Annotated in this window: 11 protein-coding genes and 1 riboswitch; of the genes, 6 read left to right on the top strand and 5 right to left on the bottom strand. The window is 58.7% G+C overall.

The features are described 5' to 3' along the window. The first annotated feature begins 83 nt into the window (after positions 1 to 83). A complete protein-coding gene (locus CFT68_RS14055; protein ID WP_088844187.1) occupies positions 84 to 929 on the top strand; it encodes an oxidoreductase in 846 nt (281 codons plus the stop codon). A gap of 83 nt (positions 930 to 1012) precedes the next feature. Here CFT68_RS14055 and CFT68_RS14050 read toward each other — a convergent pair whose 3' ends face one another. The 3 genes from CFT68_RS14050 to CFT68_RS14040 form a co-directional block, all read right to left on the bottom strand. Then, complete coding sequence (locus CFT68_RS14050; protein WP_088844186.1) at positions 1013 to 1714, bottom strand: hypothetical protein; 702 nt, start codon at positions 1712 to 1714, stop codon at positions 1013 to 1015. A gap of 179 nt (positions 1715 to 1893) precedes the next feature. Next, positions 1894 to 4422 carry an ATP-dependent helicase HrpB gene (gene hrpB / locus CFT68_RS14045; protein ID WP_088844185.1) on the bottom strand — a complete coding sequence of 843 codons (2529 nt, stop codon included), beginning with the start codon at positions 4420 to 4422 and terminating at the stop codon, positions 1894 to 1896. Positions 4423 to 4511: 89 nt separating this feature from the next. Then, complete coding sequence (locus CFT68_RS14040) at positions 4512 to 4835, bottom strand: rhodanese-like domain-containing protein (protein ID WP_088844184.1); 324 nt, start codon at positions 4833 to 4835, stop codon at positions 4512 to 4514. Between the two features lie 120 nt (positions 4836 to 4955). Between CFT68_RS14040 and pnuC the strand changes: the two genes are divergently transcribed. From pnuC to CFT68_RS14020, 4 genes are read left to right on the top strand one after another with little or no spacing between them, the layout of a single operon-like run. Next, positions 4956 to 5630, top strand: coding sequence for a nicotinamide riboside transporter PnuC (pnuC, locus tag CFT68_RS14035; RefSeq protein ID WP_170934810.1), 675 nt, complete (start codon positions 4956 to 4958; stop codon positions 5628 to 5630). Then, positions 5630 to 6184 carry an AAA family ATPase gene (locus CFT68_RS14030; protein WP_088844182.1) on the top strand — a complete coding sequence of 185 codons (555 nt, stop codon included), beginning with the start codon at positions 5630 to 5632 and terminating at the stop codon, positions 6182 to 6184. The genes pnuC and CFT68_RS14030 overlap by 1 nt, the downstream gene beginning before the upstream one ends. Before the next feature lie 26 nt (positions 6185 to 6210). After that, entirely contained in the window at positions 6211 to 7086 is an 876-nt protein-coding gene (locus CFT68_RS14025) for an aldose 1-epimerase family protein (protein WP_088844181.1), read from the top strand. 15 nt (positions 7087 to 7101) lie between these two features. Then, entirely contained in the window at positions 7102 to 7533 is a 432-nt protein-coding gene (locus CFT68_RS14020) for a GNAT family N-acetyltransferase (protein WP_088844180.1), read from the top strand. A 176-nt stretch (positions 7534 to 7709) separates the two neighbouring features. On the opposite strand, the gene CFT68_RS14015 is transcribed toward CFT68_RS14020, so the two are convergent. Further along, on the bottom strand, positions 7710 to 7955 hold the full coding sequence (locus CFT68_RS14015; RefSeq protein ID WP_088844179.1) for a hypothetical protein: 246 nt from the start codon (positions 7953 to 7955) through the stop codon (positions 7710 to 7712). A 196-nt stretch (positions 7956 to 8151) separates the two neighbouring features. Further along, positions 8152 to 8260: riboswitch (TPP riboswitch) on the top strand. A 60-nt stretch (positions 8261 to 8320) separates the two neighbouring features. Between CFT68_RS14015 and CFT68_RS14010 the strand changes: the two genes are divergently transcribed. Continuing rightward, the gene (locus CFT68_RS14010; RefSeq protein ID WP_088844178.1) at positions 8321 to 10804 is read left to right on the top strand and encodes a TonB-dependent receptor; all 2484 of its coding nucleotides are present in this window, start codon (positions 8321 to 8323) and stop codon (positions 10802 to 10804) included. Positions 10805 to 11067: 263 nt separating this feature from the next. Here the strand turns inward: CFT68_RS14010 and CFT68_RS14005 are convergent, their stop codons facing one another. Continuing rightward, positions 11068 to 12807 carry an APC family permease gene (locus tag CFT68_RS14005; RefSeq protein WP_088844177.1) on the bottom strand — a complete coding sequence of 580 codons (1740 nt, stop codon included), beginning with the start codon at positions 12805 to 12807 and terminating at the stop codon, positions 11068 to 11070. Positions 12808 to 13472: the final 665 nt, after the last annotated feature.

The raw sequence follows: 13472 nt of genomic DNA, 5'->3' as shown, positions 1-13472 counted from the left end.
CCTAAACCCCTAGGCCACTTCCCGAGTTATACTTCCCAGCCACCCGAAACCGGGTCGGCTTCTTTCATCATTCCCCTCGATATATGGCAACCACTAAAAACTGGTTCATTACCGGCGTCAGCACCGGTTTCGGCAAAGAGCTGGCCGAATACTGCCTCAGCCAAGGCGACAAAGTAGCCGCTACTTTCCGCAAGCAAGAGCAAGCCGACGAATTCACGCAGAAATCGGGAGGCGAAGGCCACGGCTTTGTCTGCGATGTGGTAGATGAGCAGCAGGTAAAGCAGGCCGTAGAGGCCGCTATTCAGCAGCTAGGCCACTTAGATGTGATTGTGAACAACGCCGGCTACGGCTCCCTGGGCAGTATCGAAGAAATCGACGACGCTGAGGTGCAGCGCCAGTTCGATGTAAACGTGTTTGGCCCATTGCGCGTGCTGCGGGCCGTGTTGCCTCACCTGCGCGAGCGGAAAAGCGGCCATGTGCTCAACATCACCAGCATCGGCGGCCTCAAAACCTTCCCCGGCGTGGGCGTGTACAACGCCAGCAAATTTGCCCTCGAAGCTATTGGCGAAAGCCTGGCCCAGCAGGTAGCGCCACTCGGCATTAAGGTCACGAACATTGAGCCCAGCGGCTTCCGCACAGAATGGGCCGGCAGTTCCGCTACGTATGTGGATACAAACATTGAGGATTACCGCGCCACCGTGGGCGAAAACCTCAAAGGTATTCAGGGCTACAGTGGCCGCCAGCCCGGCGACCCACAGCGCGCCGCCAAAATTATGTTTGATGTAGTACGGCAGGAAAATCCGCCGCTGCACCTGCCCCTCGGCAAAGCCGCCGTGAAGGGCGCCCGCGAGAAGTTTACTGGTCTAGTGAAAGACCTGGAAGCCGTTGCCAGCCTCGGCGACTCCGCCGATTTTCCGGCCGGCGAATAGTTAAATCAGCCTCAGCCAAAAAAAAGCCCCGCAGCTACGTGCTGCGGGGCTTTTGTTGCTTTTATGAGGAAAAGCTAGGCTCGTTAAAACTTAGCCCCGATACCCAGCTGAAACTCCCGAATCCGGTACTCTGCGTCGTACGTGTAGGGGCCGTTGAGCACGCCTTCGAAGTGCGAAGCACCTGGGATAAGCACGTTGTAAGGCGTGTCGGAAACGGTAGCGGAAAGTAGGAGCCGGTCGGTGGTGAAATAGAGGCCAGGCTGTATGAACGTGTAGCTGTAGCCATCTTTGCTGAGGTTCACCATCTGCCCCACCGATACGCCGGGCATCAGGTGCCCAGAGGCACCTATATTGAACTGATAGTGAATGCCCCAGTCGGCGCGGGCCCGGGTTAGCAAGCGGCTGATGTGCTGATTGTCGTAGGCCGTAATGGTGTTGTTGACAACCGTTTGGGTGTAGCCCGTTTTGTAATTCAGGTGCTGCATATCCAGCCCCAGCGTACCCGAAAGTACCACATGTTCCGATAGAGGCTTGAAGGCTTTCACCTGCATAAAGCCCGAAAACGTGTTCCGTATGGTGACTCTGCGGTCAGCTTCTGAGAAGGAGGGAGAAGCTGACTGCGGACGGTAAGTTCCGCCGTAAGACATGGCGCGGAAGTCGCTGATTTTGGGGCCGGCCTCAAAAAAGAATTGCCACTTTGTAGGAGAGTCCTGGGCGGCACTCTGACGGCCCAGCAGGGTACCAGCTAAGGTCAGTAAAAGAGCGGGGATATAGGTTTTGATCATAAAATGGAAAGGATAAGAAAAACAAAAAGCGGTTGGATGGACACCGTAAACTCAAGTATAATGCCGGAACATAGGCTCCAAAGACTATTTTAGAAAATAGTTCCCGACGGTAATAAAATTTCAACGCTCCGGCTATTTAGGAACTTAGGAAAGTGGCCTAGGAGCCGCTGTGCCGTGGCCTACAGTCCGTTCTGCTTTTTAGTGCCTCGTATGGCTTGGGCTTCCAGCGGATTTTCGGGCCAGTAATGCTTGGGGTAACGGCCGCGCAGCTCCTTGCGCACCTCAAAGTAGCTACTGGTCCAGAAGCTGCGCAAATCGCGCGTTACCTGGGCGGGCCGGTAGCCGGGCGAGAGCAGGTGCAGCGTGAGGGGCACGCGCCCACCGCCTACCGTAGGCGTATCCAACAGGCCAAATACCTCCTGCAGGCGCACGGCCAGCACGGGAGTAGCGGCATCGGAGTAATCGAGGCGGATATTGGAGCCGGTGGGTACTTCCAAGTGCGACGGGGCGAGGCGGTCCAACTCCTGGCGCTGCGCCCAGCCGCCCGGCAACTGGCCTAGCAGCGCCTCTCCAAAATCAACGCGGCCCAAGTCGGCCAACGACTTAACGTTGGTCAAGTATGGCCCCAGCCAGTCTTCCAGGGTGTTCAGCAACTCTGTATCTGAGACGCTAGGCCAGTTTTCGGGTAGGAGATGATGGAGAAAGGCCAGCCGCTCCCGTAGCTGGGTTGCACTTTCGCTCCAGGGCAAACGGGCAATGCCCGTAGTCCGAATTCCGTCCAGCAACGCGCTCATCAGCAATGCCGGATCAGGGGCGGCCAGAGAGGTGTCGGAGAGGACCAAAGCGCCAAGCCGCCGCAACCGCCGCGCCGTGACGCGGCCCGCTGCCTCGTCCCAGCGCACTTCATCTCGGTTTTCGAGCTGCTCCGCGAAGTATTCTTCCAGCTCTGCCCGGCTCAGAGGAGCGGCTAGACTGGCGCGTGGCTGCGCCGCCAGGCCATCAAGCGCCGCTACCGCAAAAAACTGGTCTTGCTGCCCGAAGAACTCGGCTGGGAGGGTAGCGCGCTGGCCGCTTACCAGGCGTACTCTTTCGGGCGTTTCGCGCTGGGCGAGGCGGTCGGGGTAGGCCAGGGCGGCCAGTAGGCCAGCTACATCCGGCTCAATCTCGCCCTGGGCTCCGGCGCGGCGGCGCAATACGGCCGCGGCCTCCCGCACGCGCCGAACAGCAGCGGCATCAGGCACCAGACCAGGCAGCGGCGCCCGGCCCGTAGCCAAGGCCTCTAGGCGCAGGCGCAAATCAGGCGGCCCGAAAGAGCCATCGGCAGGGCGCAGAATATCGCGCTCCGTGAGCAGGGCCGCTAAAGCGCAGGCGGTAGCGCCGTGCCCGATTTCCTGACCACGCGCTACCAAATGTGCCAGTCTTGGGGCCAGGCCCAGGCCTGCCAGGGAGCGGCCGTGAGCGGTAGGGTGGCCAGCAGGCGTGAGGGCTTGCAGGCGCACCAGCAGCTCACGCGCCTGAGCCAGGGCCGGAACAGGCGGTGCATCGAGCCAGCGCAGAGTGGTTGCATCTTGGGTGCCCCACAAGGCAAGTTCCAGCGCCAGTGGGCTGAGGTCGGCGGTGAGGATTTCGGGGGCAAGATGATGAGGCAACTCCCGGTACTCTGCTTCGGTCCAGAGGCGGTAGCAGGTGCCGGGTCCGAGGCGGCCAGCGCGGCCCCGGCGCTGGTCGGCGGCGGCTTGGCTTACGGGCTCAGTGCCCAGCGTGGTGAGACCCGTACGCGGCTCGAAGCGCGGCACGCGGGCATAGCCGCCATCCACCACAATCGTGACGCCTTCAATGGTTAAGCTGGTTTCCGCAATGCTGGTGGCCAATACAACCTTGCGTCGGCCTTGCGGGGCGGGGCGTAGGGCGGCGTCCTGCTGCTCGGCGGGCAGCTCGCCGTGGAGTGTGTGGATATCAATATGGGCTGGCAAGGAAGCCAATTTATCAGCCACGCGGCGCTGGTCGGCGAGGCCCGGCAGAAACACCAGCACGTCGCCGGTAGCATGTTCTTGCAGTGCCTCCCGGATGATGGCGGGCGTGAGGTCCTGCAGTTTTTCATGTGGCCTACGGCTTACCGTGGCAGCCCGCTGGGGGCTTAGGTAATGAGTTTCCACGGGGTACATGCGGCCCAGACTCCGCACTACGGGCGCGCCCAGCCAGGCTCCCAGCCGGTCAGCATCCAGCGTCGCTGACATCACCAGAATCCGCAGATCGGGCCGGAGCACGCTTTGCGCATCCAGGGCCAGGGCTAGGCCTAAGTCGGCTTGCAGACTGCGCTCATGAAACTCATCAAACAACACCGCCGCCACGCCTTCCAGCGCCGGGTCTTCCTGGAGCTGGCGAGTCAGGATAACTTCCGTCACTACCTCAATGCGCGTCTTGGCCGACACCTTGCTCTCCAGTCGCATCCGGTAGCCGACGGTCTGGCCGACGGGCTCGCCCAGCAATTGCGCCATGCGCGTTGCCGCGGCCCGCGCCGCCAGCCGCCGGGGCTCCAGCACAATGATGCGGCCATCCTCGCGCCACGCCGCCTCCAGCAAGGCCAGCGGCACCACGGTGGTTTTGCCGGCGCCGGGCGGGGCCTGTAGCACGGCCACATTGTGCGTCTCCAGCGTGTGGAGCAGCTCGGGTAGCGCGTCTGTTATGGGGAGGGCGGGGAGGAACATATCAGATGTTCAGGCAGTTTCAGCCTGCAGAGGGCGCGGTGTTTTCGCAGAGGGCGCTGAGTTGTTCTTGGCAGGGAAACCCGACTGGCCTAGTATATGGCTACCGACGGATCGACGCGCACACTCCAGGCGTGAATGCCGCCGCGCAGGTTCAGCAGGTTCGTCATTTCGTGGCGGTGCTGCAGGTAGGCCAGGGCCTGCATAGAGCGCACGCCGTGGTGGCAGATGAGCACCGTAGGCCGGTCGGGGTCTATTTCCTGGACCCGGCTGGCCAGCTCGCCCAGCGGAATCAGCTGGCTGCCTTCAATGCGGCAGTAGGCGTACTCCTCGGGCTGGCGCACATCAATGAGCTGAAGGTCGTCGCCGCGCTGGAGGCGGGCGTGCAGGTCTTCGGGCGTGAGTTCGGGGAGCATAGAATGGGTAGAAAAAGAGGAAGCTGCCGCAAAATTAACCCGTTGCTCGTTAGCTTTGACCTTTGCTTCACTGCCCGGCAGCTTCAGGGTGGCCTACGTTGTTCTTTAGCGCTTTCTGTTTTGTCGCAGTCGTTGTACGAAGTCCTGACCGCCGCCATTGGCAATACGCCGCTGGAGTGGGTAGCCGTGCTCACGGGATTTGCCTGCGTATGGTTGGCGGCCCGCGAGTCGCTCTGGAATTTCCCGGTGGCCATCTTCAGCTGCACGCTCTACATTTTCATCTACCACGGCGCCAAGCTCTACTCCGACCGTAATCTACAGGTGCTCTTTATTGCCTTGAGTGTGTATGGGTGGTATGAGTGGCTGTACGGAGGCCGCAGCAAGACCGAGCTACACGTGTCGCGCACTTCGCGGCTGGAGTGGATTGCCTGCGCCTTGTTTGTGCCGCTGTTTACGCTGGGTTTCGGCTACTACCTCACGCATTTCACCGATGCGGTAGTGCAGCACGCAAGCGGCTCTACTACGCTCTTGGCCCGCCTGATGCCCTTCATCGACAGCTTTACCACTGCTGCCAGCTTGGCCGCACAATTTCTGCTGATGCGTAAGCGGCTGGAAAACTGGTGGATCTGGATTATGGTCGACATCATTTATGTGCCCGTGCTCTGGTATAAGGAGCTTTTCCCGACCTCCGGGCTGTATGCGCTATACCTGGGCCTGGCGGTATACGGCTACTTGGAGTGGCGCCGTGCAATGCAGAAACAGGCCGCTTCGGCCACTTTACCCGTTTCGGTCTAATGTTGCGCGTAGCTCTTACCGGTCCCGAATCGACGGGCAAAACTACCCTCAGCCGCCAGCTGGCCGAACACTACCAGACCGTGTGGGCGCCCGAGTATGCCCGGCAGTATCTGGAGGTACATGGCCCCAACTACACGCTTCCCGACCTCGAAAAGATAGCGCTAGGCCAGTTGCAGGCCGAAACCACGGCCGCTGAGCAAGCTGCCCAGCTCGGTAGGCCAGTCGTGTTCTTCGATACTGATTTGCTGGTGATAAAAATCTGGTCGGAGCACGCCTTTGGGCACTGCCCCGATTGGGTATTGCACCGCATTGCGCAGCAACACTACGATTTGGTCTTGCTGCTGGGCGTGGATTTGCCCTGGGAACCAGACCCCTTGCGTGAGCATCCGAATCATCGGCAGTACTTTTACGATCTGTACCAGCGGGAATTACGCAGTCAGCTCTCGAACTTTGCGGAAATCAGTGGCACCCCGGCCCAACGGCTGGAGCAGGCCTGCTTCCATATTGATGAGGTCCTGGCCGCCACCGCATCCCATGGCGCTCATCTGTCGTAAGGCCGCTGAACGCTACTTGCTATTGAATGACGTATTTCCTCGAAAACGAACAATGCCGTGTGGGCATCAACTCCCACGGGGCGGAGCTCAGCAGCTTCATCCGCAAAGACCTCGATAATCTGGAGTATATCTGGGCCGCCGACCCCGCCGTGTGGGGCCGCCACGCGCCCGTGCTGTTCCCCATTGTAGGCCGCCTGCCGAACGATGCGTTTACGCACGAAGGCCAGACGTATGGCCTAGGCCAGCACGGTTTCGCCCGCGACCGGGAGTTTACGTTGCACAGCCACTCGGGCACCGCCATCGCCTTTGAGCTACTCGCCGATGCGGAAAGCCGCAAGATGTACCCCTTCGATTTTGTACTGCGCATCAGCTACCGGCTGGCGGGCACCATGCTCACTATTGGTTGGGATATCGAAAACCCCGGCACCGATGAGCTGTTGTTCAGCATTGGGGCACACCCCGCGTTCCGCTGCCCGTTGGTAGAAGGCGAAACCTTCGAAGATTACGATTTTGTCTTCGATCAGCCCGTCACGGCCGAGCGGTATTTGCTGGATGGTGGCCTGCTGAACGGCCTAACCGCGCCGCTGCTGGAGCAACAAGACACCCTACCGCTGAGCTACGAGCTATTTGCCCAAGATGCCTTGGTGCTCCAGCACTTCGACTTCACGCACGTAACGCTGCGCAGCCGACGCTCCGGCCGCGGCGTGCGGGTGCGCTTCGATGGTTTTCCGTACCTGGGGCTCTGGACGAAAGGCCCGCAGGCGCCTTTTGTGTGCATTGAGCCCTGGCACGGTATTGCCAGCTCTACTTCCGAAACCGGGGAGCTAGCCGACAAAGAAGGGATTCTGACGCTGGCTCCTCACCAACAATTTTCAACCTCCTACAGCATCACTGCGGAGTAATTTTTTCAGGTCTGAATGTCAACCATAGTGCAAATTCGTCCCATTACGGCTACCGAAACGTATCCACTCCGTCATCAAGTGCTCTGGCCCCAGGAAACGCTTGAATATGTTAAGCTGAACTCCGACGACCAGGGCCACCATTTCGGGGCTTTCAGCAATGGCCTGCTGGTGTCGGTTATTTCCCTGTTCATTGAAGGCAACGTGGCCCGGTTCCGCAAGTTCGCCACCCGCCCCGACTGCCAGGGTAAGGGTATTGGCTCGCAGCTCTTGCGCCACGTAATGGAATATGCCCGCACTAAAGGCGCTAAGCGTATCTGGTGCGACGCCCGCGCCGTGAATGAAGCCTTCTACCGCGCCTTTGGCCTGGAGCCGGAAGGCAACCGCTTCCACCGGGGTACCATTCCCTACATGCGCATGGCCCGTGACCTGAACGACCCGATTATCTAGCCCTAGGCCTGTGGGCCAGCGGCGTGTGGTATAGGTAAAAACCAGACCGTCATGCTGAGCTTGTCGAAGCATCTCTACCGCCGTGCTAACTCTTTTGATTAGCCTCGGTAGAGATGCTTCGACAAGCTCAGCATGACGGTCTGGTTTTAACTGTTTCTACGCTTCTCCGAAGTGGCCTAGAGCAGCATAGGCTCGGTGGGGCGGACGGGAGTAGGAGGGCGCCGGCCGTAGTCTGGTTCCCAGTCGTTGATGGGGCGCGTAATACCAGGGGGGAGGTCGAGGTCGGGTAGGCCATCATCGAGCGGTTCGCCGCCATCGTCGTCGTTGTCGGGGGAAGGAGGCTGCCGGAAACGGCGGCGCGGCGACAGAAGGAAGTAGACCAGAATGGCCAAAACCACGAGCATATAAACGATGATGTTCATGGCGGTTAGAGGTTAAAAGTCGGACGGATGGGACACGACGCGCTATAGCAGATTAACGCAGACGCGGGGATAGTTGTTTATCTGTGGGCTGGTTTTCTGCGTAGGAGAGTGTCACCTAAGGTACATGATTATCAGGCGAAAGTAAAGTAGATAGGGCCTAGGCTTGCAAGTGGCCTAGCAGCGGCTACCTTTGCGCCAGAAGTTTTAGGGGTGCCTCCAGGCCAGCAATGGCCCCGGCGGCTGAGATCATACCCATTGAACCTGCCCGGGTAATGCCGGCGAAGGGAACAAACGATCCGCGAGCGAAAAACCGAAGGTGCCGACCCCTGGCATCTGGTCCGTTCCACTTTTTCCATTTTTCACCGTTGAAAAATTTCCTGACTACCGGAGTGGCCCTGCTGGCTCTCTCCGGCACGGCATGGGCGCAAGGGCCTGTGTCCGGCACCATCCTGGATGCCCGCACCGGTACGCCCCTGCCCGGCGCCACCGTGCTGCTCGATGGCGCTGCCGTAGCTGCTGCCTCAGATGGTTCCTTCACGCTGCCCGCCGTGGCCGCTGGCGCGCACGAGCTGCGCATTACGTTTGTGGGCTATGAGCCACTGGTCAGCCGGGTGCTAGGCCAGGAAGCACCGCAACAGCTGCGGCTCACGCTCCAACCCGGCGGCATCCTGACGGGTGAAGCCCTCGTAACGGCTTCCCGCGCCAATGAGCGTACCGCCACGGCCTACACCAACGTGAGCAAGCAGGCCCTGGCCAAACGGAATTTCGGGCAGGATCTGCCGTATCTGCTGGACCAGACGCCTTCAGTGGTAGTGAATTCCGATGCCGGCGCGGGCGTGGGCTACACCGATATCCGCATTCGCGGCACGAGCAACACGGGCATCAACATGACCATCAATGGGGTGCCGCTGAACGATGCCGAGTCGCACGGCTCCTTTCTGGTGAATCTGCCCGATCTGTCGTCGTCCATCAGCAGCCTGCAGGTGCAGCGCGGCGTGGGCACCAGCCAAAACGGCGGGGCAGCCTTTGGCGCTAGCATCAACATTTCTACGCTGGAAAGCCGCCAGGAGGCCTACGCCGAAACCCAGAACACGTTCGGCTCCTTCAACACCTGGAAAAACAACGTGTCGTTCGGGACCGGCCTACTAGGCAAGCACTTCACGGTAGATGGCCGGTTGTCGCGGATTGCAACGGACGGCTACATGAACCGCGCTTCCTCGGATCTGAAGTCGTATTACCTCTCGGCGGGATATCAGGCCAAGAACACGTTGCTCAAGTTCATCACCTTCTCGGGCCGTGAGAAAACCTACCAGGCCTGGAACGGCGTGCCCGAGCCTGCCATTACCGGCGACCAAAAGTTGCTGCAGCAGTACATCGATAACGGCGAGCTAAGCGAAGCCGATGCCCAGCGCGTGCGCCAGGAAGGCCGCCGCTACAGCTACTATACCTACGACAACCAGACGGACAATTACCAGCAAAACCACTACCAGCTGCACCTCTCACAGGGCCTGGACCAGGACTGGAACATCGGTGCGGCCTTGCACCTAACCCGGGGTTTTGGCTACTACGAGAGCTACCGCGCGCGGCGCAAATTCGTGGATTACGGGCTGGAGGACGTGGTGATTGGCGGCCAAACCATTACGCGCACCAACCTCGTTGACCGCAAGTGGCTGGATAACTACTTCTACGGCGGCACCTTCGCGCTCAACTACCAGCCCAAGGACAACGACAAGCTGCAGGCCACCCTGGGCGGCGCCTGGAACCAGTTCACCAACGACCATTACGGCGAGGTCATCTGGGCGCAGTATGCGTCTAACAGCAACATCCGCCAGCGCTACTACTTCAACGATGCCCTCAAAACCGACTACAACGCCTACGCTCGCGCCACTTGGCAGGTGCTGCCCAAGCTAGGGGTGTACGGTGATGTGCAGGTACGCCAGATCAAGTATGATATCAATGGCGTAGAAGACGACCAAAACGACGTAACCACGCGTGCGCGCTACACCTTCATCAACCCCAAAGCCGGCGCTACCTTCACCCTAAGCGAAGGCCAGCAGCTGTACGCCAGCTATGCCGTAGGCCAGCGCGAGCCCGTCCGGTCCGACTTCACCGACCGCCCCTCCGGTGACCAAAGCGCTAAGCCGGAGCGCCTAGATGATTATGAAGGTGGCTACCGCCTGTCGTTGCCGAATACCAATTGGCTGGGCTCCAACACGGCCGTGCGCTTCGAGGCCAACTATTTCTACATGAACTACCGCAACCAGCTGGTAGCCACCGGCCAGCTGAACGATGTAGGAACGGCCCTGCGCACTAACGTAGCACGCAGCTACCGCACGGGCCTGGAGCTAACCGGCTTTGCCTCCGCCGATGATAAAATCAGCCTGAGCAGCACGCTAACGCTCAGCCGCAACCAAATTCTGAACTACCGCGACGTAATCTATGATGCCGACTATAACCCCGTTATAGCCTCTGAGGCCCGCACCACCACGGTATCGTATTCGCCGTCGGTGATTTCGGCGCATACGTTGGAAGGACAGCCGCTGAGTGGCCTACGCGTGGCCCTGCTCTACAAAACCGTGAGCCGCCAATACCTCGATAACTCGACCAGCGAAGACCGCCGCATCAAGCCCTACCAAGTGCTGGATTTCCGGGTGCGCTATGCCTTGCATCCGGTGTTCGTGAAGGAGATTGAGCTGGGCCTGTTGGTGAATAATGTGCTCAACCGCCGCTACGTGGCCAATGGCTATACCTACGGCTACCCCGGCGCCGATGGCCAGCAGCAGACCTTCAACTGGTATTTCCCCCAAGCCACCCGCAATTTTCTGGCCTCCGTGGGCGTGAAGTTTTAGGTAGTTGATGTGGCCTAGGCCAGTTGTGTCATTACGAGCAAGTGGCGCATCAAGCCAGTGTCGAAGCAATCTTTCCTTCCAGTCGCGCCAATTGTTAGCTAACTGAAAAGCCCTTACCTCCACAGTGGATATAAGGCCTTTTTAGCTTCTTGAGAAGTCGTGCTTACGACAAGGAAAGATTGCTTCGTCCTTCGTCCTCGCAATGACAACTGGCCTAGGTTACTGTGTGCCTTCTCGGAATGACAACAACGGCCTAGGCCTCATCAAATGATCAATCGGACGCCGCCCAGCTCAGAAATTTGGTAGGGAAACCGGTCGCCGGGGGAGCCGATGAACATAAAGTTTTTCGGGATTTGCCACTGCTTTGAGAGTTTGTCAATGAGTTCCGGGCCGAAGTGGCCAACCATGGGCACAAACTCTACCTCAATCTGCTCATAGGCCCGGTCCAGCACTTGAATATCTTTCAGCAAATCCTCCGGAAACGTTTCGCCCTCATTGAGTAACGTCACGATTTTGAGGCGGTTGGTAAACTCGTTTTCCACCACGTAGGCCATCACCTTGTTGAGGTTCGAGACGTTGTCGCCTTTCGTGAAAAACACGAATTCCTGCTGGTGCAGCTGCTGGAGCTTGCGCTGCACCATAATGCGGCCCAGACGCGAAAACCGGGGCGAATGCTCGGCAAAGGAATTGATGGCGGCCAGCCCCAGGTTCAGAATGGAAATCCGGTTCAGCATGACGGACACCAATAGCATCGTCGGCAGGAAATACTGCAGAAACACAATCAGGTAGTCGGGGTGCAGCTTGATGTTGCCGTACAGAGCTAGCAAAATACTGATGAGCGCCACCGAAACCGTCAGGACGCCCGCATATACTGGCCTAGGCAGGAAAGGTCGCTTGCTCTTCAGCAGGAAGTTGCCCAACGCAAAAAACGCCATTACTGCCAGAAACGAAATGGTATACACGCCCGACAGCGGCCCCAGCTGCCCGTTGGTAATCATGAGCACCGACACGCAAAGCAGGAAGAAGACAATGAGGATGAGGTAGTTGCTGCCGCGCTTGTTCTCTTTCAGAAATGCCTGCGGCAGAATGCGGTCCAGCGTCATGCGCTTCATCAGGCCGCTTACACCCACGAAGGAGGTAAGCACGGCGCCGCTCAGTACGGCCACAGCATCTACTGAAATTAGGGTGCCCAGCCAGGTACCGCCGGTTTTCGTGCCCAGGTAAGAGAGTAGAGTTTCGGTGTTGGGGCCTACTTCGGCCAGCGGCAGCGCCGCCACGGCCAGAAAGGCAATAACGGGATTGAAGAAGCTGACCACCACCCACATGTTGCGCAGGGTTTTGCCGAACACGCCCGGCGCTTGCTCCTCCACGAAGTTGGCGGAACTCTCAAACCCCGAAATACCCAACATAGCCGCGCTAAACCCAAAGAATAGCGCCGTGAGCAAATGTCCGCCGGGTATCGGCTGCTGAAAATTGAACGACAGCGTGCTGATGCCGTTGTTGAACAAGAACCAGATGGTAGCTCCTACCAGCAGCGTAAGTGAAATCAGATGGACCAGAAAAATACCTACTGCCACCTTCGCCGATTCTGATATGCCCAGAATGGTGAGGGCCAGAAACAGGCCTAGCAGCCCCAGCGTAGCCCCAATAATGGGCAGTCCGTGCCAGAGTGTGTGCAGATAATGCATGGCCTCGCTGGCCGAAATAACCGCCGTGGCCATGTACGACAGAATGGTAAGGCAGGCGGCCAGCGCCGCATTACGCTTGCTGGTCGTGTTCAGGAGTACGTTGTAGGCCCCGCCGTTTAGTGGCAAGGCTCCCACCACTTCGCCGTAAATCTTGCGGAACAAGAACAGCACGGCGCCCACCAGTAGGAGGGCCATCCAGGCGTACTGCCCCGCATAGGCAATGGCTAGCGCCGATACATACAGACACGAGGAGGAAATGTCATTGCCGCAAATGGCCGTGGCTTCCAGTTCATTCAACTTTTTCTCGTGGCTCATGGCAGGTGGTGGGAGTGAGGTGGGCCCGGGTTCTACGGAAAGAATTGAATTCTATGTAGCAAGGTGGCTAAAGTAGTGGTTTTGCTTACGTAATACAGCGCAACTGAGTGGCCTACGGAATGCCTTCACTAGGCATGATACCCAGCGGAAATACTGCGGCGCTTTTTAGAGCTGTATAAAGTGTAGCGCGAAGCTTATGCTGCGCGTATCGTTGCTCAACTGGCCTAGAGCCGGGCCTAGCGAGACCCTAGGCCAAGGTTTTGCGCCATACTTTATGGCATGCTGAAAACCGTTGGTAAGTCGGAAGCTGCTGAACAGTGGGCGTATTGTCAGTGTTGTGGAAGTGGCAAGTAGAGCAGCTTTTTAAGCGTTAACCTCAACAGTTTGTAAGGAATTTGGTAAAAAGGTACTTTATTTATAAAAATTAGCGCAAAGCTATTTTCCGGCACACACTTTGCCAGATATCTCTGTTCGACATGTCCCGATCAGGAATCTGCCTCCTGGTCTTTTTTGGTGCTTATCCCGGTTTGGCTAAGGCATTCCCACTCTGGCAGCTCGCACCACAAAGCCCTGACTAGTCCCCTTTCTGGTCAGGGTTTTTTGCGTCTGGGCCAGTCAGGCCGGTGGGATGAGCTTCCTGCCTGAAATGCCTATCTTTGGAGAGT

This window comes from Hymenobacter gelipurpurascens (assembly GCF_900187375.1).
Lineage (GTDB): Bacteria > Bacteroidota > Bacteroidia > Cytophagales > Hymenobacteraceae > Hymenobacter > Hymenobacter gelipurpurascens.
This window is presented reverse-complemented; position numbering and strand designations above follow the sequence as displayed.

Bases quoted from the DNA above. Each gene is read 5' to 3' on its own strand.
- CFT68_RS14055 (WP_088844187.1), top strand. From the start codon at position 84: ATGGCAACCACTAAAAACTGGTTCATTACCGGCGTCAGCACCGGTTTC.
- CFT68_RS14050 (WP_088844186.1), bottom strand. From the start codon at position 1,714: ATGATCAAAACCTATATCCCCGCTCTTTTACTGACCTTAGCTGGTACC.
- hrpB (WP_088844185.1), bottom strand. From the start codon at position 4,422: ATGTTCCTCCCCGCCCTCCCCATAACAGACGCGCTACCCGAGCTGCTC.
- CFT68_RS14040 (WP_088844184.1), bottom strand. From the start codon at position 4,835: ATGCTCCCCGAACTCACGCCCGAAGACCTGCACGCCCGCCTCCAGCGC.
- CFT68_RS14030 (WP_088844182.1), top strand. From the start codon at position 5,630: ATGTTGCGCGTAGCTCTTACCGGTCCCGAATCGACGGGCAAAACTACC.
- CFT68_RS14025 (WP_088844181.1), top strand. From the start codon at position 6,211: ATGACGTATTTCCTCGAAAACGAACAATGCCGTGTGGGCATCAACTCC.
- CFT68_RS14020 (WP_088844180.1), top strand. From the start codon at position 7,102: ATGTCAACCATAGTGCAAATTCGTCCCATTACGGCTACCGAAACGTAT.
- CFT68_RS14015 (WP_088844179.1), bottom strand. From the start codon at position 7,955: ATGAACATCATCGTTTATATGCTCGTGGTTTTGGCCATTCTGGTCTAC.
- CFT68_RS14005 (WP_088844177.1), bottom strand. From the start codon at position 12,807: ATGAGCCACGAGAAAAAGTTGAATGAACTGGAAGCCACGGCCATTTGC.